This window comes from Pseudoalteromonas sp. P1-8, assembly GCF_001399985.1.
Lineage (GTDB): Bacteria > Pseudomonadota > Gammaproteobacteria > Enterobacterales > Alteromonadaceae > Pseudoalteromonas.
In genome coordinates this window covers 278726-301378 of sequence record NZ_LJSO01000005.1, presented here as the reverse complement: position 1 = coordinate 301378, position 22653 = coordinate 278726, and the positions used below count along the sequence as shown (strand labels likewise).

Below are 22653 nucleotides of genomic sequence, written 5' to 3'. Positions count from 1 at the left end.
AATTTTTGCCTTGTTATCAACGAGGTTTTCTTGCCTCAAAATAGACCATTTAATTAAGCGAATTGGTATAAAAAGCTAATTAAGGAGCAGATTGATGACTAAGCATGTGGTGGTTACGGGGGCCAATAAAGGTATTGGTCTTAATTTTTGTAAACAGTATTCAGCCCAAGGTTACCGTGTTACTGCAGTGGTTCGCACGCCAAGTGAGGAGCTTCAAGCACTCGATGTGAAAATTATTAGCGATATTGATGTGGCTGATGCCGATGATGTTGCAACACTTGCCAATTACTTACACGGCGACAAGATTGATATTTTGGTTAACAACGCCGGTATTTTTCATAACGAAACATTAGCTGATATGGACTTTGCTGCTATAGAAAAGCAAATTAGTGTGAACAGTATCGCGCCTATTCGTATTACTCATGCATTACAGCAAAGCTTAGGCATTGATGCCAAAGTGGCGATGATCACATCGCGCATGGGCTCAATTGCTGATAATGGCTCGGGCGGTTATATTGGCTATCGTATGTCAAAAGCGGCACTTAATGCTGCCAGTGTTAGTTTAGCCCATGAGCTAAAAGATAAAAAAATTGCTGTAGGGTTATTCCACCCGGGCTTTGTACAAACGCAAATGGTTAATTTTGCAGGCGATATTAGCCCTGAAACTGCTGCAGAGCGGCTCATCAAGCGGATTGACGAATTAAACCTTAGCAACACAGGTGGGTTTTGGCATTCAAACGGCGAAACGCTACCTTGGTAATGCATTTTTCACTGTTTTTATAATTCGGTTAGTTAGCGGCTAAAAAGCTGCTAACGGCTGATAAGTTTCGCTAATTATTGAACTTATAGTTTGCTATACTCGTACAATTAAAAGTCATTTTGATATAGAGAGCAGCACATGGAATTAGAGCAAAATAGCGATTTAACCCTTCCTCTTTTTTATTTCGATGAAAACCTTCACAGCCGCGATATCGAATCTCCAGATTTACTATTACATGTAACGCTAAGCGAAGAGTTACTCGCGCAGCTTTGCCAAAATCCAGCTGTTGATAGCAGTGTCGCAATTGCCATTAATGAATATCGTCTTGAAGCGTTAAATGATGACTATCAAGCATTGATTGATGGTGAGCATGATGCGCAGCTGACACTCGTTCGTGGGCCACTATTAAGCGCGATGCTTAGTTGCGACAACGACCAAACCTTTGTATCGCCGCAAGTCGATATGATGCCAACCTTCGATTTAGGCGATGACGTTGAAGATATCGAGGAGGAAGGATGAGAAAACTCCTCACTACCGTATTTGGTCTTATTTTATTAAGTGGTTGTGCTTATTTAGGTGCTGCTCATTACGATGAACTGTTTGGTGAAGAGCAACCTAGAGAGCGCGTTGTTGCTGCGTCAACACTTGAAGGCGCGGAGTTTTTAAGTGATGTAAAGCCGGTGCTCGACACTCGTTGTGTGGTTTGTCACGGCTGTTATGACGCACCATGTCAGCTTAAGTTATCTTCTGTGGAAGGTATTGACCGCGGCTTAAGTAAAGAGCGTGTTTATGACGGCACTCGTTTACTAGCCCAAGAGCCAAGTCGCTTACTGTTTGATGCGACATCTACCGCCCAGTGGCGTGAAAAAGGCTTTACGCCAGTACTTAACGAGCGAGCACAAACAGAAGAAGCGAACCTAGCGGGTAGCGTGCTTTATAATGCCTTAGTACTTAAGCAAAGTAGCCCTCTTCCTAAGCAAGCTATTTTAGGCGATGAGTTTGATTTTTCACTCGATCGTGAACAAACATGCACCACAATGAATGAATTTGACTCATTCGCTAAAGATAACCCACACAGTGGTATGCCATATGGTTTGCCGGGGATCTCAAGCGAAGAGTTTCAACACCTTGCTAAATGGCTTAAGAAGGGCGGTTACCTTGCTCATATTGAGCCTCCTGAAGAAGGCGTACTAAAACAAGTTGAACGTTGGGAAGCATTTTTAAATCAAGATGGTTTAAAGCATCAACTGGCTGCTCGCTATATTTATGAGCACTGGTATTTAGCGCATATTTACTTCCCTGAGCATGGCGATAAACACAGCTACTTTAAGCTGGTTCGCTCTTCAACGCCACCGGGTGAAGAGATCAAACACATTAGCACCCGTCGCCCTTATGAAGATCCTAAAGTTGAGCGTGTTTACTACCGTTTAATGCATGACCGCTCGACTATTTTAGCGAAAACACATTTACCTTTAGCGTTAAATGATGAAAAGCTTGCGCGCATACATTCGCAATTTATTGAAGCTGATTACCAAGTAAATAAACTGCCAAGCTATAAACCAGAAGTGGCATCAAATCCGTTTAAAGCCTTTGCTGCAATCCCAGTAAACTCACGTTATCAATTTATGCTTGATGAAGCTGAGCTTATTATTATGGGTTTTATTAAAGGGCCTGTTTGTCGAGGTCAAATCGCGTTAAACGTGATTAACGACCAGTTCTGGGTGGGGTTTGCTAAACCTGAAATGGCGGCGACACCTAAAGTGGGTGAATTGTTGTTACAACATGAAGATGCCTTAGCATTACCAGCAGAAGAAGAAAGCAATGCCTTGCCGATTTCTAGTTGGGTGAAGTATTCAAAACGCCAAAACAAATACCTGTCAGCCAAAGTTGCACTGGCTAATAAGATGTTTGAGAACGGTCAGCACCTAACAACCGATTTACTTTGGCAGGGTGATGGCCATAACCAAAATGCAGCACTGACGGTGTTCCGCCACTTTGATAGCGCAACAGTTGTAAAGGGCTGGATAGGCCAGCAACCAAAAACCGCCTGGATACTCGACTACGCACTATTTGAACGTATTCACTACTTGCTGGTGGCGGGGTTTGATGTGTATGGCAACATTGGTCATCAGTTATTAACTCGTTTGTATATGGACTTTTTACGCTTAGAGGGTGAAGCAAACTACCTTGCATTATTGCCAGAAGCTAAGCGCAAAGAAATTAAAGCTCAGTGGTATCGTAAATCACCACCTAGCTTAACGAGTTTCTTTGAAGATGAATTGTCATTTAGCCAACCTACGGGTATTGAATACAAAACAATGGACTCGCAGTCAGAGTTGTTCAATATGCTAAAAGAGAAGCTTAAGCCAATTTTAAGCCCTCGTTACGACTATACGAAAGTGCCTGAGCCACTTGCTAAAATTAACAACCTTCCGGTTAAAGCAGTGAACTTGCTACCGCAAATTTCGTTTGTGTTAGTCAAAGATGGCGATGATAAGCACAAGGCCTATACCCTGATCCATCATAATGCTCATTACAATATTTCGAGCTTATTGAATGAAGAAGGGCAACGAGCTTATGACGAAGATACAGTAACGATTGTGCCTGGGTTCATAGGTGATTACCCAGAAGCCATTTGGTACTTACACAATGACCAGCAAATTGCAGCTTTTGTAGCTGGGCTTGCTAAAGCAACAGATGAAGCAGCTTACAGAGATCTGAAAAGTGAGTTCGCTATTCGCCGAACACATCCACAGTTTTGGCAATACAGCGATATTTTACACCGTGTAGCGAAAGAGTATCGCGGCGTTGAATTTGGGTTATTTGACTATAACCGACTCGAAAATCGATAAATTTCTGTTAACTATCATGTTTAAAGCCCACTTCAAGTGGGCTTTCTTGTATTCTATGAACTACAATTACTTTTAAAAAATAATGAGTAAAACATGTTGCAGCTAGTCACAGATATCCGAAAACGATATCGCTGGGGGTTATTGGCGATTGCCATATTGATCTCTGTATCAGCTATCTTGATACAGAGTCTTTTGTATATCCAAAAGGGTGACGCCAAAGTTATCAACATTGCCGGTAAGCAACGCATGCTGTCACAAAAAATAGCCTTGTACGGCAATGCACTCATTTACCATGAATCCGATCATTTCCAACAGCAACACCGAAGACTACTGGAACAAGCCGTTGAGCAATTTATTGCAGGGCATCAATTTTTAATTCAGCAGGATGAGCAAGGTCACTATATTCATTTAAATGAGGCGCTTGAGGCCCATTACTTCTCGCCTCCTACCGCATTAGATGAGCACGTGAAGCGTTATGTGAGTAAAGCGCAGCAGCTATTAAACAATACTGATGATTTTGCCTATGTGGACCGCTCAACATTTGTTAGTAATCAGCTAGAGGCACTACTCACAAAGCTAGACCAAGCGGTTAAGTTACTCGAGCAAAAATCAGTTCAAAAAGTCACATTTTTGGCGGTTTTAGAGTTATTGTTTTGGCTCATCGCCATGGTGTTATTAGCCATTGAGCTATTTTTCATTTTTAAACCCATGGAGAAACTGGTCACTAAAAATATTGCTAAATACAAAGAACAAAAAGAGTTTGCTGAGCGTGTTAATAAAAATAAAGAGCGTTTTATAGCCCGTACCAGTCATGAATTTAGAACACCATTGCAAGGTTTGACCGCATCAATCGAAGCGCTCGATATCAGCGACAGTCAGCAACTGACTAAACAGCAGGCGCTTTATTGCGTTAATAGGCTGGTGGCTATGCTAGACGAATTAATGGACTTACAGCAGCTAACCTCGGGAGAATGGCAGTTAAGTTTTACTAGCAGCAATTTGTTATCAACATTAAAGCAAGCTATCTCACCCTATGAATATGCCTGTAACGATAAAGGTATTACCTTGAGCGTGAACTTAGCTGAGTCACTCAATAAAGAAGTGAGCACTGACCATGCAAGGTTGACGCAAATCGTTGCTGAAATCATTAACAATGCCGTTAAATTTACTCCAAGCCAAGGCCGTATTGCCGTAACAGCTGCATGCCAAGGTGAGCAGCACTTTGTAATGGAAATACAAGATAACGGTAAAGGCTTTGAAAAGCCGCCGACAGATTTACTTAGCTACGAAAATGACTCAGAGCAACATTTTCAAGGGTTAAAAACGGGGCTGCTTAGGGTTATGCACATTGTTAAAGCATTAAAAGGAGAAATCCAATTTCTTAATGCTGAGCCACAAGGTGTGAAAGTGTTAATTAATTTTGAACTAGAAAGCACGCCTAAATCAGCAATGCCAGCGCCGCTGCCGCAAGCATTACATTGTTTAATTGTGGAAGATAACCCATTGAATGCGACAATTTTAGGTCGCATGGTTAGCCATTTAAATTACAGCTTTGATGTGGCTGAAAACGGCTTAATTGCCACAGATAAAGCCTCAGATAAGCATTACGATTTAATTTTTATGGATTTAAATATGCCAGTTATGGATGGCTTTAAAGCGATTGATATTATTCGTAATGAGCAGGGGCAACAAGTGCCAATTTTGGTGGTGACCGCCAATACATCGAATGAAGATTTGCAACGAGTATATGAGCTTGGAGCAAACTTGCACGTATATAAACCGATCTCGCTAGATTCAGTTCAAAAAGCTCTCAGCATTTTATTTACTGAGAGCTCACAGGGATAACCAAAGCGTTAAATTAGTTCGTTACTTTAATGTCGCCAACACCCACCTCGACTTCAATATCGTATTGGCCATTGCCACGATAGCTTGAATGCGAGCTAACCACTTTACGGCTAGTGTTACCGTCGTTTTTTAAGCCGCGAATTTTAGTGTCGCCGACACCTGTATCAAGCTCGATACGTTTGTAGTCATCAAGCGCGCTATCAATTCTTACCGCGCCCACACCAAGCTCAATCTCAACTGAATTACTTGCGTCGTTAATTTCAATATCGCCAACACCAAGTTCAACATCAATTGCCATCGATTTAGGCATTTTTACATGCCAGTTTTGTTGAATGTCGTCGTTATCTAATTTTAAGCTAAGTGAGCTGGCGCTTTGCGAGTGGCTTAATTCAATATCTGATAAATCGACATCAGAGCTGAACCAGCTATTGTCATTTTTTGGTTCAATGCGAACCGTAACGACGACTTCGCTACCGTCATAGTTTTCGACCTCTAAGCTGCCCACCGGAAAATCAATATCAAGCTGGCTTGCGCTATTCACTGCGAAGTTGTGATTTAGTTCACGTGAATCTTTTGCCATTGCGTATGTTGTTGTTAGTGCTAAGCCAATTGCTGCTACACAAAGTAATTTTTTCATTGTCTGTTTCCTGTTGATGACCTTTTATACCTTAGTCGCAGCTGTGTTCAAAAAAGGTTTAAACGATTTTTAATTTTTTATCGAATACGGTAACGTCAAGCTAACGGTAACTTAGAATGAGGATTCAAAGTGCAACAAGTGCAGTTGGTTAATGTTAAAGCTAGCCTAAAGGGGCTGGGCAATGACGTTTATTATTTAGATGATCTCAATATCAATGTATCGCCATTGCAGCAATGGGTTTTACTTGGTGCGAATGGGGCGGGTAAATCGGCCGTGGCAGCTGCCATTGCCGGTTTTGCGAAAATAGAAAAAGGCCAGTATGAGAATTGCTTTGAGCGTATAGCATTGGTTTCGCCAGACAGCCAAAAGCAGCTCCTTGCGGCTGAGCTAACTAAAGATCAAGATGATATTATTGATGGCGTTACGCCTTCGAGTACGGTTTATGAGTTAATTATTGCAGGTCGAGACGAGCAACAGCTTGATAGTGATTTGCTACAGCAGTTAATAAGCCTATTTGATTTTAGTGACAAACTTAGCAAGGCATTTCGCGATTTATCGACCGGTGAAACCCGCAAACTGATGTTGATTCAAGCCATAATAGGTCGACCAGATTTACTTGTGCTTGATGAGCCTTTTGATGGTTTAGATGTCACGGCAATGGCAGGGCTTAATCAGCTACTCGCAGAGCTTAGTAAAACAACGACCCTTATTTTTGTGCTCAATCGCTTAACTGAGATCCCTGACTTTGTTGATCATTACGCCTACGTTAAAGAGGGTCATGTCACAGAGCAATTAGCGAAGCCTACACCCGAGCAGCGCGATGATTTACTAAAGCTATTGCATCTAACTCATACTCAGTTACAAATACCTGAGGCTGATATTGACCATCAAGCGCCTCCGCTCACGGATTCAATGCTGGTAAGACTCAATAACGCAGCAGTGAGTTATGGCGGCGAGGCTATCTTTGAAAAACTAAACTGGCAAATTAACCAAGGCGAACATTGGCAGTTAACAGGTAAAAATGGCTCAGGTAAAACCTGTTTGCTGAACCTTATCACAGGTGATAACCCGCAGTGTTACAACAACGATATCAAGGTGTTTGGCTATCAGCGCGGAAGCGGTGAGAGTATTTGGCAAATTAAACAGCACATTGGTTATATTTCTAACGCGCTGCATATGGATTATCGAGTGAGTATCACCGCGCTCAATACGGTTGTTTCGGGCTTTTATGACAGCATTGGTCTTTACCAAAAAGCCACCGATAAGCAACTTGCCATTGCCAAAAAGTGGTTAGCGTTATTAGGGTTAAGTGATAAACAAAGCAGTTCATTTAGCCAGCTGTCTTTTGGTGATCAGCGTTTATTGTTGATTGCTCGGGCTATGGTTAAACATCCTAACTTATTGATCCTTGATGAACCTTGCTTAGGCCTCGATGAAGCGAATAGGCAACGCGTGTTATTACTAATAGAAAAAATCTGTGCTGCAGGCACCAGCACCGTGGTGTATGTTAATCACCACGCGAGTGACAAAATAGCCGGTATCAACAACTATTTAGAGATGGCTGATTTCACAAAAAAAGCGCCATAAGGCGCTTTTAAACGATTGAAATCATTTAGATACGGGTAATGGTAAAACCTTTATCTGTTAATTGCTTCAATAAGCCGTGTTGCTCTGGTAAGTGCAAAGCGCCCACTGCAATGAACAGCTTTTCTTTACCGATGCGAGTTGATAGTTGATTAACCCAATCGTTGTTACGGTCTATCAACATCACTTGTTCGCTTAGTTGACCATATTCAGAGTCATCAAAGCTTTCGTTATAAAACTGCGTAAGTGTTTTCATATCACCCGATTTCCAAGCCTTGATAAGACCAAAAAAGTAGGTGTCTACGTCTGCAAGTTGCTCGAATGTTTCTTCGATCATCTTGTCATTCATAATTGCTAAGTGCTCAAACATTTCCATTTGGCGTTCAAGAGTTTCGAGCTCACCAATAGATATTTTATGTTCTTGAGCGTAAGCAAGTACTTGCTTGTCGATGCCGTATTGATCTGAAAAACCAACACTTTGGAACTCCATCTGCATCATGGTGACCATCACCGCCCATGGTGCTAAATTCTTAAACATCGCAATATCAATTGATTTATCAGCAAAGTACTTTTGCAGTTTTGCATAGTTTTCTGGTGATAATTCAGATTGTAAGGTTTTGCCATTTTTCAGCATCATAAATGGTAATGAGCGACGCTGCATTTCCATCGGTGAAATGGCGCTGATATCCACCTCAACAATGACTTTATCTGAGTTATCGAGTGCTTTTGTTACCTTACTTGGCAAGCCTTTCATGCTGTTATCGCCAACATGCACGGTACCAAATAAATAAGAAGCAACGCCGTTTTTTTCTACTTTCCATAACCCCGGCTCTGCAAGTGCATATTGGCTAAAACCAAGCAGTAGCACCATAAAAAACAGGGCATTAATACGCTGGACGAATTTCATAACTTTCCTTTTCATAACGTGGTTTTTTCAATACTAAACTAATTTTTCTTTGAGGCGTTAAATTAAATCGGCTTTATGCAGAAAAATCACATCTAATTGCTAAAAATTAATCAATCATATAATTGCAAATAACGAGGTATGAAATTTCAATTTTCAATAAATAGTGAAATATAAATCTTTATATGTGAAATTGTTGAATATTTATTTCTTTAATATTGCTTTTTAGCCTGTTTTTTGAATTGATTTTTGTGTTGACTTATAGGCCCCAGCGCGGTACTAATAGAAAAAGACAGCGGGATGGCTAGATTTCCGCTACAAATGAACAGAATTTGGTTACAGATAAATGCTTACAAACAAACTTTCTCTAATTCTAATTAACGTCGTGGTGATTATTATTACCGCGGGGGCTAGTTAGTGCTTAGAGAAAAGTGAAGCATTTAAAAAGCCCCCCGCACTTAACAGTCCGGGGGGCTTTTTCGTTTTAAGGTTTGAGTTGCAGTAAATACACAATGTCACTGAGGAATGAGGATTTACGATGACAGGCGCAGAGTTAACAATCGATTTATTAGCCAAACATGGCGTTAAGGATGTTTTTGGATACCCAGGTGGTGCCATCATGCCTATTTACGACGCCTTGTACGGTGCGCCAGTCAAACATTATTTGACGCGTCATGAACAAGGAGCGGGTTTTGCAGCTGTAGGGTTTGCCCGCAGCACAGGTAAGTTAGGTGTGTGCTTTGCAACTTCAGGCCCTGGTGCGACTAACTTAATTACAGCCCTTGCTGATGCGATGATGGATTCAGTGCCGTTACTTGCAATCACAGGGCAAGTACCTACCGCAGCGATAGGCTCCGACGCCTTTCAGGAAGTGGATGTGTTAGGTATGTCGTTATCATGTACTAAACATAGTTACATGGTTGAAAGAGCTGAAGACTTAGCCGAAATACTACAAGAAGCCATCCACCTAGCGCAAAGCGGCCGCCCAGGCCCTGTATTAGTTGATATCCCAAAAGACATCCAAATGGCGCAAGTACCATTCCACCCTTGGTTAGCTGCCGAAGATCATTTACCAAAATTAGACGCAAACCAAGTTGCGATAGCTAACCAAATCTTAAGTGAAGCGCAGCGCCCGGTGGCGTATATCGGTGGTGGTGTACAGGCTGCTGATGCACAAAACGAGCTTATGCAGTTTTTAGAAAAAACACATATGCCAGCAGTATCAACATTAAAAGCGCTAGGCAGCGTATTACCTGATTATGAATATGACCTTGGCATGCTAGGTATGCATGGTGGTAAAGCGGCTAACTTAGCAGTGCAAGAGTGTGATGTTTTGGTTTGTATCGGTGCTCGTTTTGACGACCGTGTTACTGGCAATTTAAGCAAGTTTGCCGCAAAAGCAAAAGTGATACACCTTGATATCGATGCCGCAGAGGTTGGTAAGCGTAAGCCTGCAAAAGCATCATTAGTCGCAGATTTAAAAACCTCATTACCGCAACTTGATTGTTTTGTAACGCCTGATGAGTGGTTAACGCACATCGAAAGCATGATGAAAGAGCATGCGTGGCGTTATGACTATCCAGGCGAGAAAGTATTTGCCCCTTATTTATTAAACCAACTAAGCCAAAAAATGCCAGCAACTGGCGTTGTGTGCTGTGATGTGGGTCAGCACCAAATGTGGGTGGCACAGCACATGAAGTTTAGCCACCCAAGTAATCACTTAAGTAGTGGTGGTGCGGGTACCATGGGCTTTGGTTTACCGGCCGCTATCGGCGCTCAAGTTGCTCGTCCAAATGATTTTGTGATCACAGTGTCGGGTGATGGCTCAATCATGATGAACATTCAAGAACTGGCAACAATTCGCCGTAACAATCTGCCAGTTAAAATTCTAATCCTAGATAACCAGCGCTTAGGCATGGTACGTCAATGGCAGCAGCTATTTTTTGAAGGTCGTTATTCTGAAACAAACCTTTCAGATAATCCTGATTTTGTGCAGTTAGCAGCGGTGTTTGGCATTCCAGGTCAAACGATCACTAAAGCAGATGAAGTCGATGCTGCGGTTGATGCGTTAGTAAATAGTGAAGGTCCATACATTCTGCATGCCTGTATAGATGATAAAGAAAATGTATGGCCGCTTGTACCACCCGGTGCTGCTAATGATGAAATGATGACGGAGACAGTAAAATGAAACACACCCTAACGATTGCACTAAAGAATCAAAGTGTCGCTGTAGAGCGCTTTTTACGCGTTGCACGTCATCGCGGCTTTGACCTAACAACCATGAATTTAGAAATGGCTGATGAAGCGTTTCACGTCACCATGACGGTAGACAGCGATAAGCCAATTTATCTACTAACATCACAATTGAATAAATTGGTTGATGTGAAACACGTCAATGTTGAAAACCAATTTCAACAACAAGCAATCTAGTAAAAATCAACAGGTAGCTAGAGCAATCAGATTGATGCTTTAGTGAGAAATAAATTAGGAATGAGGAAGTCAGTGGCATGCCACTGCAACAACTGAGGTAATTATGGCTAAATTAAGAAGTGCAACAACAACAGAAGGTCGCAAACGTGCAGGGGCGCGTGCTTTATGGCGTGCAACAGGGATGACAGATAAAGACTTCGGTAAGCCAATTATCGCTGTTGTTAACTCATATACTCAGTTTGTACCGGGTCATGTTCACCTTAACCAACTTAGTGAGCTAATGGCTGAAACCATCACTGAAGCCGGTGGTGTACCAAAAGAATTTAATACTATTGCAATCGACGATGGTATCGCAATGGGTCACGGTGGCATGCTGTATTCACTACCATCGCGTGACTTAATTGCTGACTCTGTGGAATACATGGTTAATGCGCACTGTGCTGATGCCATGATCTGTATTTCTAACTGCGACAAAATCACCCCGGGGATGATGCTCGCAGCACTGCGTTTAAATATTCCGGTTATTTTCGTATCAGGTGGTCCAATGGAAGCGGGTAAAACACGCCTTGCTGATATCGACATTAAACTTGATTTGGTGGATGCCATGGTAAAAGGCGCTGATACCACAGTAAGCGATGAAGACTCTGAAAAAGTAGAGCGCTCTGCGTGTCCTACTTGTGGTTCATGTTCGGGCATGTTTACTGCCAACTCAATGAACTGCTTATTAGAAGCGATTGGTTTAGCACTGCCGGGTAACGGTACCACACTTGCTACGCATAAAGACCGTAAACAACTTTACGTTGAAGCAGGTGCGCGCATTGTTGATTTATGCCGTGAGTATTATCAAAAAGACAATGCAGCAGTGTTACCACGTGCTATTGCTAATCGCACTGCCTTTATGAATGCAATGGTGGTTGATATTGCTATGGGTGGTTCATCAAATACGGTTTTACACTTATTAGCTGCAGCGCAAGAAGCGGGTGTTGATTTTGATATGTCTCACATCGATGAGCTTTCTCGCAAAACACCTTTCCTTTGTAAAGTGGCACCCGCAACCAATAAGTACCACATTGAAGATGTGCACCGTGCTGGTGGCATGATGGCAATTATCCGTGAATTAGGTAAGGCTGGCCTTGTTGATTTAACTGTTGATCACGTAGCAGGACACACTATGGCCGAAATGGTGACTAAATGGGATGCCACCGATCCTAATAATGAAGTAGCGCAAAAATTCTATAAAGCAGGCCCTGCGGGTATCCGCACTACAAAAGCAATGAGCCAAGAGTGCCGCTGGCCAGAACTTGATAATGACCGTGAAAACGGCTGTATCCGCAGTGTTGAAAATGCCTTTCGTCAAGATGGTGGCTTAGCTGTACTTTCAGGTAACTTAGCTCTTGATGGCTGTATTGTTAAAAGTGCCGGTGTAGTTGAAGAAATGCTGCACTTTGAAGGCCCTGCCGTTGTATACGAATCACAAGATGATTCGGTAGAAGGCATTCTTAACGGCGAAGTGAAAGCCGGTGACGTTGTTGTAATTCGTTACGAAGGACCAAAAGGCGGCCCAGGCATGCAAGAAATGCTGTATCCAACGAGTTACTTAAAATCAATGGGCTTAGGTGAAAAGTGTGCGCTTATCACCGATGGTCGTTTCTCGGGTGGTACATCGGGTTTATCAATTGGTCACGTTTCACCAGAAGCAGCAAGTGGTGGTGCAATCGCCTATGTTGAAAATGGCGATAAAATAGTAATTGATATCGCAACCCGTGAAATCACCCTAGCCCTGTCTGATGAAGAGCTTGAAGCGCGTAAACAAAAGCAACTAGCACGCGGTAAAGATGCTTATAAACCACTTGATCGTGACCGTTATGTTTCATCTGCACTAAAAGCCTATGCGTTACTTGCAACCAGTGCAGACAAAGGAGCTGTTCGCGATTTAGCAAAACTTGAGGAGCTTAGTTAATTATGGTTTCTCAAGAGCTCGATTATTTTCGCGCTATTATCCAAGCGAACATGGAGCCCCTTGCAAAAGTCACTGAGGTCAGCGAAATGGCTGATCTTAGTGCACGGCTAGGCAACCATGTGTGGTTAAAGCGTGAAGACCAACAACCGGTTTATTCATTTAAGCTTCGTGGTGCATTTCATAAACTGAGCAAGTTGCCAAAAGGTTCTGATGTGATCACAGCCTCAGCGGGTAACCATGCACAAGGCGTTGCACTCAGTGCTTCATTTTTAGGCCATAAAGCAACGATTGTGATGCCAGTCACAACACCAGAAATTAAAGTGAATGCAGTACGTTCACTCGGTGGTGAAGTGGTATTACACGGCCATCATTTTGATGCGGCAAAAGCCCATGCTTTAGAGCTGACAGAGCAGCGTAACGGGGTGTTTGTGCCACCGTTTGATGATCCTGATGTGATTGTTGGCCAAGGTACCGTTGCCCGTGAATTAATGCAGCAATTGAATGACCTTGATGCTGTTTTTATTCCTGTTGGCGGTGGTGGTTTGCTAGCAGGCATGGCGGTGTACATTAAGTCGTTACGTCCTGATATCAAAGTCATTGGTGTTGAAGCTGATGAGAGTGCTTGCCTAAAAGCAGCGCTTGAAGCAGGCAAGCCCGTTGAGCTTGACCGTGTTGGTAGCTTTGCAGATGGTGTAGCCGTAAAAGTTATTGGCACAGAAACATTTCGTTTAGCGCAAAAGTTTTGTGATGAAGTGGTCACTGTAACGGGCGACGAAATCTGCGCCGCAATGCAAGATATCTTTGTTTCGACTCGTGCTATAGCGGAGCCTTCAGGGGCGCTATCAACAGCGGGCCTTAAAAAGTGGTGCCAACAAAATGGTGTTAAAGGCTTAAACGTAGCTGCGATTTTATCGGGTGCAAACTTAAACTTTGACCGCTTACGTTATGTTGCAGAGCGAACGGCACTTGGTGAAAAGAACGAAGCACTGCTTGCCGTGACCATAAAAGAAGAAAAGGGTAGCTTTAAGCAGTTTTGTAACTCATTAGGTGGCAGGGCTATCACCGAGTTTAATTACCGTTATGCAGGCCCTGGCGAAGCACAAATTTTTGTTGGTATTGCCTTAAGACAAGGGCAGCAAGAGCTCGATGAGTTAAAAGCAGCACTGACAGAAAATGACTACACGTTTTGCGATCTATCAGATAACGAGCTGGCTAAATTGCATATTCGTTATATGGTGGGTGGTAAAGCGCCAGCTCAACTTCATGAGCGTTTATTACGCTTTGAGTTTCCTGAATACCCAGGTGCACTGGCGCGATTCTTAGATACCCTTGGTAGTAATTGGAATATTACTTTATTCCATTACCGTAACCATGGTGGAGCTATTGGTAATGTGCTGGCGGCCTTTGCTATCGAACCGAGTGATTATGAAGTATTCAATGAGCATTTGAACCGTTTGGGATACAACGTTCAAGATGAAACAAACAACCCATGTTTCACCCAGTTCCTAACCAGCCAAGGTCAGGAGTTGAGCGCAGTGAAAGTGGCTAATTAGTTATAAAACCTGAATAAGGCTGCTAACTAGCAGCCTTGTTTTTTTCTCTATTTTTCCTATAGTTAATGCACGGTTTCAAGCAAGGATGATGCGTGCAAGGTATAAAAAGCCTATTAGGGGTAATCTGTTTAATACTAACTATGAGCGCGCAGTGCGCTGATAAAGTTAGCTTACAATTAAAATGGACTCACCAGTTTCAATTTGCAGGCTATTATATGGCTGCTGAAAAAGGCTTTTATAAGGAAGCTGGCCTTGATGTCTCTATTATTCCTGCTGATCCAAACCACCCAGATACCTTCCCTAAAGTACTAAGCGGTAAAGCCGATTTTGCCATTACTCACTCAGGCATATTACAAAAGCGTCAGCAAGGCGCTCCGGTTGTTGCCCTTGGAGCCATACTGCAGTTTTCACCTTACTGCTGGATGGTAAAAAATAACTCAGATATTTTTCAGCCAAGAGACTTTGCTGGTAAAAAGCTAAGTAAAATCGGTTCAATAGAAAATGCTGAATTACTGGTGATGTTACAGCGCGCAGGATTGAGCCTAGAAAGCTTGATGGCAGCTAGCCATGAAGGCGGTATTAAAGAGTGGCTTGCCGGTGATTTAGATGCGGTGCAAGTTTATGTCACTAATGAGCCTTACACGATGACATTACAAGGAGTAGGTCACCGACTTATTTGCCCGCAAAAGTTTGGTTTGAATGTGTATGGCGATATTTTATATACCTCTGAGCAATTTTTAGCGAAAAAGCCTGAGGTTGTTGAGCGCTTTTATCGTGCCAGCTTAAAAGGGTGGCGGTATGCCTTATTACACTTAGAAGAAAGCATAGATGTAACCAAGCAGCACTATGCCACCCATAAAAGCGTACAAGAGCTGGCCTATGAAGCCCATGTGTTAGCAAGCTACATTCAACCACCGGGCATTAATCTTGGCAATATGTCGATGGCAAAGTGGCGCTTGATTGCAGATTTATATGGCTTAGATCAGGATGAGTTTGATCAGGCCTTTGATGGCTTTATGTATGATCAACAGCAAACAGAAGGGTTTGAGCTATCTTGGATGCTGATCCTAGCCATCATTTTAAGTATTGCATGTGTGCCATTGTACATTCGTTTGATCAGTAGTAACCGACGTTAAATAAGATAAATCTGTTATACTGCTTTTTATTTCTTGTCGCTAAGTAGTTATGACACTTGCTGAGCACTTTGCTGCCTTAGATGCACTGCTATTTTCAACCCGCCAATACTGGCAATGTACCGCATTTGATTTTGATGATCTTCCTTGGCCTGAATTAGCCAACTTATTATGGGCGCTTGATGACCAACAAGTGAGTGAACTTGATGCCGATCAGCAGGCTTTATATCGTTATTTTACTGATGAAATCGAACACATCGAAAAGCTGGCTGAATTGTGTGAGTTGCCAGCGATAAGTGCTGCCCGTAATGAATTTCCGTTTTGGATAAGTAATGGCATTAAAGGCCGTAAGTTTGAGCAACTACAAGACTTTGTCGCGGCGATCAGTCAGCAGCCATTAAACCAGCCTGTTTTAGAATGGTGTGCAGGTAAAGGGCATTTAGGTCGCATGTTGGCATTCAATGGAGCACCACGTGTACATAGCATTGAGCTACAACAACACTTGTGCGACCAAGGTCAACACAGTGCTAAACAACAGCAATTGGCGATGCAGTTTACACAAGCTGATGTATTAACCGATGACACTGATGGCTTTTTTGAAAGCCAGCAGCATGCTGTTGCTTTACATGCTTGTGGTCGTTTGCATCAAACATTTATGCAGCAAGCAAGCAAAGCGAAAACCCAACAAATCAGTTTTTCACCGTGCTGTTATCATTTATTCACAGATAACGCCTATCAAGCAATGAGCGAGCCTGCCAAGCAAAGCCAACTTGCACTTACTCATCGCGATTTAAAACTGGCGCTGCAAGAAACGGTAACAGCACCGAGCCGAGTTGATAAGGTAAGAAAAACAGAGGTTGAATGGCGTCTTGGATTTGATGCGCTACGTAAATCGCTGACCGGTGAAATGCACTATGTGAGTGTGCCATCAGTGAACAAAGCGATCTTCTCTGATTCGTTTAGCTCATTTTGTTTGTGGGCAGCTGAGAAAAAATCATTATTTTTACCAGAAGGCATTGATTATAATAAATTTTTAGAGATAGGTAAAAAGCGCAAAAGGGTTACTGAGCGAGTTGAACTCGTCCGACATGTGTTCAGAAGGGCAATTGAAGTTTGGCTCGTGCTCGATCGTGCTTTATATTTGCAACAACAAGGGTATCAAGTAACAGTTAGTACGTTTTGCGAAAAGCAGCTGACACCAAGGAATATCTTGATCCAAGCTAATTATTAAATACCGTAAAGAGGCGCAATGAGAAAGTTAAAAAATTTATTCGAGAATAATAAACGTTGGGCAGCGCGTACGAGTGAAAATGATCCTGAGTTTTTCAAAATTCTATCAATGCAGCAAAATCCAGAGTACCTGTGGATCGGTTGTTCTGACTCGCGTGTACCTGCAAACGAAATCGTAGACTTATTACCGGGTGAGCTATTTGTTCACCGTAACGTGGCAAATGTTGTTGTGCATACCGACCATAACTGTCTTTCGGTAATGCAATACGCTGTTGAAGTACTGAAAGTGAAGCACATCATGGTCGTTGGTCACTATGGCTGTGGTGGTGTTCAAGCAGTATTAAACGAAGCGCGTTTTGGCTTAATTGATAACTGGTTACGACACGTAGGTGATGTAAAAGAAAAACACATCGAACAACTCAATGCATTACCTGAGCAAGAGCGTTTAAATAGCTTAATTGAACTAAACGTTATCGAACAAGTACGTAATGTGTGCCGTACTAACATTGTGCAAGATGCTTGGGCGAAAGGCCAAGAGTTAACAATTCATGGTTGGGTGTATGGCTTAGCAAATGGTCACCTTAATGACTTAGAGTCGGTTGTGACTTGTGCAGAAGAAGCCAGTGATACCTACGGTATTGCCGTTAAGCGCGTATTTGAACGTGTGGCAGAAAAAAGCTAAACCTAAAACTAGCTAGGTAGAAAAAAGGAGAGCTAATTCGCTCTCCTTTTTTTATTGTTCGTCTTGTTTGCTAGCAAGTTGCTGCTCGAGCAATGCAACTTTCTCTTCAAGCTCAGTGAGTTTTTCACGAGTACGAATAAGTACTTGGCTTTGAATATCAAACTCATCACGGCTTACAAAGTCCATCTCAGCAAGTTTGTTTTGAATAGCTTGCTTTGTTTTGCCTTCAACTGTTTCGGCAAGGTTTTTCACGCCTTGCGGCATGTTGTCAGTAATTTGCTTAGCGATTTCTTCAAGTTTTGCTGGGTTGATCATCTTCGTCCCTTGAGTCACGTAAAAAAACAATCTTACCTTATTGGCTAGGCGTAGTGTAGTGATTACGGTAAAATTGCCCGTCCTGTCTTTGGATAATTTCTTTAGGGGCTTATGAAACTCAACCCAAAACAAGATGAAGCGGTAAAGTATATCAGTGGACCGTGTCTGGTATTAGCCGGTGCGGGATCTGGTAAAACGCGTGTTATTACTAATAAAATCGCTTACTTGGTGCAAAAGTGTGAGTATCAAGCGCGCAATATTGCAGCGGTAACCTTTACCAATAAAGCGGCAAAAGAAATGCGTGAGCGTGTAACGCAAACACTGGGTAAACAAGAGTCGAAAGGCTTATGGGTTTCAACGTTTCACACCCTTGGGCTTGAGATCATCAAAAAAGAGTTAACGACGTTAGGTTTTAAACCTGGTTTTTCGTTGTTTGATGATCAAGATACCAACCAGTTATTAGCAGAGCTGACCGAAGAAGAACTTAAAAAAGACAAAGATCTACTCAACCTACTAAAAATGCAAATAGGTAGCTGGAAGAACGAATTGATTCTGCCAGAGCGTGCTGTTCGCGAAGCCCGTGAGCCGCAAAAAGCCTTGTTTGCTCAGCTGTATGCGCGTTATCAAAATCAATTACGTGCTTACAACGCCCTAGATTTTGATGATCTGATCATGATCCCTACTTTGTTGCTGGGCCAAAATGCCACTGCTCGTGAGCGTTGGCAACAGCGTTTTCGTTACTTGCTGGTGGATGAGTATCAAGATACTAATACCAGTCAGTATCAGCTGGTTAAGTTATTGGTGGGTGAACGAGCTCGTTTTACCGTGGTAGGCGATGACGACCAATCAATTTATTCATGGCGCGGTGCTAAGCCTCAAAACCTTGTGCTATTGAGTAAAGATTTTCCGGGCTTACGTTTAATTAAGCTTGAACAAAACTACCGTAGCGCAGGGCGAATTCTAAAAGCGGCGAATATTTTGATTGCTAATAACCCTCACGAGTTTGATAAAAAGCTATTCAGTGAGCTTGGCTATGGTGAGCCTATCAAAGTGATTGGTTGTCGTGATGAAGAGCATGAATCAGAGCGAGTGGTGGCAGAGATCATTTCTCATAAATTCATGAAACGCACCAGTTATAAAGATTACGCGATTTTATATCGTGGTAATCACCAAGCACGCGTGTTTGAAAAAGCACTTATGAGCAACCGCATTCCCTATAAGATCAGTGGCGGCATGTCGTTTTTCTCGCGTTCAGAGATCAAAGATATCATGGCGTATTTACGCCTATTGGTGAACCAAGATGATGACAATGCCTTTCTACGTATAGTAAATACGCCACGTCGTGAGATTGGTACGGTCACACTTGAAAAGCTCGGCACCCTTGCTAATGAAAAGCATATCAGCTTATTTGCTGCCTGTTTTGAGCCTGAGCTTGCGCACAGATTAAAGGGTCGTGGTTTTAATGCTTTAGCTGGTTTTGCCCGCTGGGTAGTTGAGCTTTCTGATAATGCGGTACGGGGCGATACCCTTGAAGCAGTGAAAGAGTTAGTTAGGCAAATTAACTACGAAGCATACCTTTATGAGTCATCACCGAGTGCAAAAGCCGCTGAAATGCGTATGAAAAACGTTTCAGAGCTTTATCGTTGGATCACCGACATGCTAACAGGGGATGCAGATAATCCACCGCTGAACCTTGCTGAAGTGGTTAGTAAACTGACCCTGCGCGATATGCTTGAGCGTAACGAAGAAGAAGACGAATCTGACGCGGTACAATTACTGACACTGCATGCTTCAAAAGGTTTGGAGTATCCGTATGTGTTCATGGTTGGTATGGAAGAGGGTTTGTTACCGCACCAAGTAAGTATCGATGAAGATAACGTTGAAGAAGAGCGTCGTCTTGCTTATGTAGGTATCACACGTGCTCAGCAAGAACTGGTAATGACTTATGCTAAGTTACGTCGTCAATTTGGTGAAACTTCAGATACTGAGCTCAGTCGCTTTGTACAGGAGTTACCACAAGATGATTTAGCCTTCGAAGCGAAAAAGCCACCGTCTTCGCAGGCTGAGCGCATGGAAAAAGGCCAAGCTCGTGTAGCTAATCTAAGAGCAATGCTTAAGAAGTAATAAATTGTGCGCTCGGTGCTTCGTGTTCGAAGGGCGCCAGCGCATGTTGCTTACCAATAAACAATGACAATCCGTGCTTATCGAGTAAGGTGCGGTAGTTAAAAATTGACGGGCCTTTCGCGATTACTTGGATATTTTGCAGCTTAGTAATCGCCAGCACACCTTGCAGTTGTAGGTGATAGTTTTCTTGCTGTAGTACACGCTTACTGAATGTTGAACTTAATAACAAGTAATCGAATTGGAACTCTGTTAGTAAGTTTAACTCACAGCGATCTTTAGCAAATTCATTTAAACCAATCGAAAATCCTTGTGCGACCAAGTTTTTTAAATTTTCAATTTGTACTGCTGATGCATAACGAATTTCTTGTTCATTGAATAATAAACACATTCTATTTGCATCGTGGGCTTTTAATAGCTTACACAGTGCTTGAAAATTAATACGTTCAAGGACTAAACCAGAGCAAGGGAACAGTACTTTTTCTAGATTACTGTCACTTACTAAGCTGAAGGCTTGTTTTAATAAATTAAGTTCAACCTCAAAGTGCTGTACTCTATCGGTCGCAAATTTCTTAAGTACTTCAAAGCTGGTGCTACCAAGTACTGGGTGTTCACCAAATGCTTCGAGTAAAGACTCTGCGCGAGATTGTTCATCCAAGGTAATGATTTCGGCACTTCTAAAGTGCATAGGCAAATCATCTAAGTGATGCATATTGTCAGCATCATGCTGTACATTGCTGGCATTAAGCAGCGGATGGAAACATTCAAAGCGATTACGGCCTGCATTTTTCGCGTAATACATGGCTGCATCCGCATCACGTATAATTTCATCGGTGTGCTTGTAGCTTGGTTTTGAGTAGGTAATACCAATACTGGCACCACTTTGAATGCACTGACCCTTCATACAGAAAGGTTTTCTCATAATTTCGATAATACGTTTGGCAACATCTTGGGCTTGCTGTTGTTCTGTTAAGTGAGTGAGCAATATCACAAACTCATCACCACCTAAACGTGCAAGCAAATCGTGCTCACGTATACAATGCGAGAAAGACTCGGCAACACCAATTAAAAATTGATCGCCTGCTTGGTGACCAAGGTGATCGTTGATGTCTTTAAATTTATCAAGGTCAATAAATAGCACTGCAAACTGCTGCTCTGGGTAGCGCTGGTAATGCTGCAATGTTTTTTCAAGTTGAGTTAAGAATAAACTGCGATTCGGTAAGCTCGTCAGTGAGTCATGGTGTGCATCGTGATACAGCTGTTGCTCTATTTTTTTACGCTCTTCAATTTGCATTTGCAGGTGCATATTGGCTTGGCGAAGTTCTTTGGTTTTTTCAGTGACCCGGTGCTCAAGCTTTTGGTGACTAAGCTTTAACTCTTGGTTTGCTAGGTGAGTTTGAATAACATTAGCAATTTGATGCGATACAAAGGTGATTAGCTCACAATCATCCTGACTAAATTCATGTTTATTGTTATAAGCTTGGCAAACAATGAGACCTATAACGCCTTGCGAGGTTTTCAGCGGAGCACCTAACCAACTCGTCGCGGTGCGCTCTGGTGGTACATTAACCGGTCTTTCTATAACGCCCAGCTTGATAAGCTCTTTTGCTCTTTCACTATCTATGACTTGGCATTTTTCAGTGCTGAGCACCAGTTCACTGTAGCCTTTAGCAAATGGCCTTGGTTTACCATTGTCGTTAAACTCATCGACGCAGTAAGGAAAACTCAACCAATGTGATTGTTGGTCGTACAATGCGATGTATAAGTTATCTGCATAGGTAATATTTTTTATAATGTTATGTACATGCAGATATACATCGTCGAGGTTTTTACTTTGTGTTGCCAGCTCTGATATTTTAAATAAGATCTGTTGACGTTCTAGTGCACTTTTACGTTGTTGAATTTCGTCGTTAAGTGCTTGGTTACTTTGTGTCAGTGCACGGGTGCGAATTTTTACTTCAGATTCGAGCAGTTCACGTTTTTTTACTCGTTCAATTGCTGTCGCTAAATATAATGACATAGCCTCTAGCAACTCTATTTGCTGCTCCGAATAGCCTTGCTTATTGTCATAGCTTTGCGCGACCATGACGCCAATAATGACTTTATCGCGATAGACGGGCACCCCAACCCAATGCTCAGCTGGCGTACCAAAGCATTTAAGTAAGCCTTGTTCAACCGCTTGCTCTGTTTGTTGTTTGGTAAAGTAACAGGTTTTACCTTGTTTAAATACGTAACCCGTGAGGCCTTCTTTAAAGTACTGCTCATATTTTAACGGTACTGAAAGACCATCTTTTTCATCAGCGAAATAAGATAACTCAAGGTTATCGTAAACCGGGTTATGCAACACAACGAAGAAGTTTTTACTTGGGATATAGTCTTGCAGAATGTTGTGGATAGCAGGGTAGAGCAGAGTTAATTCGGCAACAGTACTTGCTTGCTCTGATAATTGTAAAAGAGCATGTTGCAAGTGATGTGATTGCTTATACTTTTGTAAAAGCGATTTTAAGCGAGCATTTTTTCGCTCTAGCTTATCAATGTGTGTTGCTGAATCTTCCAATGATTTAGAACCAGATCTTATTATTGTTTAAATTTCGTCCTTTATAGTTCCACTTTTTTATTAGATCGTCAAGTAACAGATGTTAACAAA

The 22653-nt window shown here is 42.3% G+C and carries 17 protein-coding genes; 13 read left to right on the top strand and 4 right to left on the bottom strand.

Features of this window, described 5'->3' with window-relative positions:
• Nucleotides 1-94: 94 nt before the first annotated feature.
• From AN213_RS09710 to AN213_RS09695, 4 genes are all read left to right on the top strand, one after another.
• Nucleotides 95-760, top strand: coding sequence for an SDR family oxidoreductase (locus tag AN213_RS09710; RefSeq protein ID WP_054561175.1), 666 nt, complete (start codon nucleotides 95-97; stop codon nucleotides 758-760).
• Between the two features lie 138 nt (nucleotides 761-898).
• Nucleotides 899-1279, top strand: a complete 381-nt coding sequence (locus tag AN213_RS09705; protein ID WP_055198464.1) for a hypothetical protein — start codon at nucleotides 899-901, stop codon at nucleotides 1277-1279.
• Nucleotides 1276-3612, top strand: a complete 2337-nt coding sequence (locus tag AN213_RS09700; RefSeq protein ID WP_055198463.1) for a fatty acid cis/trans isomerase — start codon at nucleotides 1276-1278, stop codon at nucleotides 3610-3612. The genes AN213_RS09705 and AN213_RS09700 overlap by 4 nt, the downstream gene beginning before the upstream one ends.
• Nucleotides 3613-3705: 93 nt before the next feature.
• Nucleotides 3706-5457, top strand: a complete 1752-nt coding sequence (locus AN213_RS09695; protein ID WP_095209729.1) for a response regulator — start codon at nucleotides 3706-3708, stop codon at nucleotides 5455-5457.
• A 13-nt stretch (nucleotides 5458-5470) separates the two neighbouring features.
• Here AN213_RS09695 and AN213_RS09690 read toward each other — a convergent pair whose 3' ends face one another.
• Nucleotides 5471-6094, bottom strand: a complete 624-nt coding sequence (locus AN213_RS09690; RefSeq protein WP_055198461.1) for a hypothetical protein — start codon at nucleotides 6092-6094, stop codon at nucleotides 5471-5473.
• Nucleotides 6095-6223: 129 nt separating this feature from the next.
• Between AN213_RS09690 and modF the strand changes: the two genes are divergently transcribed.
• Nucleotides 6224-7681, top strand: a complete 1458-nt coding sequence (gene modF, locus AN213_RS09685) for a molybdate ABC transporter ATP-binding protein ModF (RefSeq protein WP_055198459.1) — start codon at nucleotides 6224-6226, stop codon at nucleotides 7679-7681.
• 25 nt (nucleotides 7682-7706) lie between these two features.
• On the opposite strand, the gene AN213_RS09680 is transcribed toward modF, so the two are convergent.
• A complete protein-coding gene (locus AN213_RS09680) occupies nucleotides 7707-8585 on the bottom strand; it encodes a TraB/GumN family protein (protein ID WP_055198457.1) in 879 nt (292 codons plus the stop codon).
• A 535-nt stretch (nucleotides 8586-9120) separates the two neighbouring features.
• Here AN213_RS09680 and ilvG point away from each other — a divergent pair.
• From ilvG to can, 7 genes are all read left to right on the top strand, one after another.
• The gene (gene ilvG, locus AN213_RS09675; protein WP_055198455.1) at nucleotides 9121-10770 is read left to right on the top strand and encodes an acetolactate synthase 2 catalytic subunit; all 1650 of its coding nucleotides are present in this window, start codon (nucleotides 9121-9123) and stop codon (nucleotides 10768-10770) included.
• Nucleotides 10767-11012: an acetolactate synthase 2 small subunit gene (gene ilvM, locus AN213_RS09670; RefSeq protein ID WP_054554110.1), complete on the top strand. Its 246-nt coding sequence runs from the start codon at nucleotides 10767-10769 to the stop codon at nucleotides 11010-11012. The genes ilvG and ilvM overlap by 4 nt, the downstream gene beginning before the upstream one ends.
• A gap of 103 nt (nucleotides 11013-11115) precedes the next feature.
• Nucleotides 11116-12972 carry a dihydroxy-acid dehydratase gene (gene ilvD / locus AN213_RS09665; protein ID WP_054561167.1) on the top strand — a complete coding sequence of 619 codons (1857 nt, stop codon included), beginning with the start codon at nucleotides 11116-11118 and terminating at the stop codon, nucleotides 12970-12972.
• A gap of 2 nt (nucleotides 12973-12974) precedes the next feature.
• The gene (gene ilvA / locus AN213_RS09660; RefSeq protein ID WP_054561166.1) at nucleotides 12975-14525 is read left to right on the top strand and encodes a threonine ammonia-lyase, biosynthetic; all 1551 of its coding nucleotides are present in this window, start codon (nucleotides 12975-12977) and stop codon (nucleotides 14523-14525) included.
• A gap of 140 nt (nucleotides 14526-14665) precedes the next feature.
• Nucleotides 14666-15661, top strand: a complete 996-nt coding sequence (locus AN213_RS09655; RefSeq protein ID WP_055198480.1) for an ABC transporter substrate-binding protein — start codon at nucleotides 14666-14668, stop codon at nucleotides 15659-15661.
• A 49-nt stretch (nucleotides 15662-15710) separates the two neighbouring features.
• Complete coding sequence (locus AN213_RS09650; RefSeq protein ID WP_055198453.1) at nucleotides 15711-16889, top strand: methyltransferase; 1179 nt, start codon at nucleotides 15711-15713, stop codon at nucleotides 16887-16889.
• A gap of 18 nt (nucleotides 16890-16907) precedes the next feature.
• Nucleotides 16908-17570 (top strand): carbonate dehydratase, encoded by a 663-nt coding sequence (gene can / locus AN213_RS09645; protein WP_054561164.1) that lies wholly within the window; start codon nucleotides 16908-16910, stop codon nucleotides 17568-17570.
• 51 nt (nucleotides 17571-17621) lie between these two features.
• Here can and ubiK read toward each other — a convergent pair whose 3' ends face one another.
• Nucleotides 17622-17885, bottom strand: coding sequence for a ubiquinone biosynthesis accessory factor UbiK (gene ubiK, locus AN213_RS09640; RefSeq protein ID WP_054561163.1), 264 nt, complete (start codon nucleotides 17883-17885; stop codon nucleotides 17622-17624).
• A gap of 111 nt (nucleotides 17886-17996) precedes the next feature.
• Here ubiK and rep point away from each other — a divergent pair, with 111 nt between their 5' ends.
• Nucleotides 17997-20009, top strand: a complete 2013-nt coding sequence (gene rep, locus AN213_RS09635; RefSeq protein ID WP_054561162.1) for a DNA helicase Rep — start codon at nucleotides 17997-17999, stop codon at nucleotides 20007-20009.
• Here rep and AN213_RS09630 read toward each other — a convergent pair.
• Nucleotides 19999-22563, bottom strand: coding sequence for a diguanylate cyclase domain-containing protein (locus AN213_RS09630; protein ID WP_054561161.1), 2565 nt, complete (start codon nucleotides 22561-22563; stop codon nucleotides 19999-20001). The genes rep and AN213_RS09630 overlap by 11 nt on opposite strands.
• Between the last annotated feature and the right edge of the window lie 90 nt (nucleotides 22564-22653).

Coding starts and splice junctions, on each gene's coding strand:
- AN213_RS09710 (WP_054561175.1), top strand. CDS start 95: ATGACTAAGCATGTGGTGGTTACGGGGGCCAATAAAGGTATTGGTCTT.
- AN213_RS09705 (WP_055198464.1), top strand. CDS start 899: ATGGAATTAGAGCAAAATAGCGATTTAACCCTTCCTCTTTTTTATTTC.
- AN213_RS09700 (WP_055198463.1), top strand. CDS start 1,276: ATGAGAAAACTCCTCACTACCGTATTTGGTCTTATTTTATTAAGTGGT.
- AN213_RS09695 (WP_095209729.1), top strand. CDS start 3,706: ATGTTGCAGCTAGTCACAGATATCCGAAAACGATATCGCTGGGGGTTA.
- AN213_RS09690 (WP_055198461.1), bottom strand. CDS start 6,094: ATGAAAAAATTACTTTGTGTAGCAGCAATTGGCTTAGCACTAACAACA.
- AN213_RS09680 (WP_055198457.1), bottom strand. CDS start 8,585: ATGAAATTCGTCCAGCGTATTAATGCCCTGTTTTTTATGGTGCTACTG.
- ilvG (WP_055198455.1), top strand. CDS start 9,121: ATGACAGGCGCAGAGTTAACAATCGATTTATTAGCCAAACATGGCGTT.
- ilvM (WP_054554110.1), top strand. CDS start 10,767: ATGAAACACACCCTAACGATTGCACTAAAGAATCAAAGTGTCGCTGTA.
- ilvD (WP_054561167.1), top strand. CDS start 11,116: ATGGCTAAATTAAGAAGTGCAACAACAACAGAAGGTCGCAAACGTGCA.
- ilvA (WP_054561166.1), top strand. CDS start 12,975: ATGGTTTCTCAAGAGCTCGATTATTTTCGCGCTATTATCCAAGCGAAC.
- AN213_RS09655 (WP_055198480.1), top strand. CDS start 14,666: ATGAGCGCGCAGTGCGCTGATAAAGTTAGCTTACAATTAAAATGGACT.
- AN213_RS09650 (WP_055198453.1), top strand. CDS start 15,711: ATGACACTTGCTGAGCACTTTGCTGCCTTAGATGCACTGCTATTTTCA.
- can (WP_054561164.1), top strand. CDS start 16,908: ATGAGAAAGTTAAAAAATTTATTCGAGAATAATAAACGTTGGGCAGCG.
- ubiK (WP_054561163.1), bottom strand. CDS start 17,885: ATGATCAACCCAGCAAAACTTGAAGAAATCGCTAAGCAAATTACTGAC.
- rep (WP_054561162.1), top strand. CDS start 17,997: ATGAAACTCAACCCAAAACAAGATGAAGCGGTAAAGTATATCAGTGGA.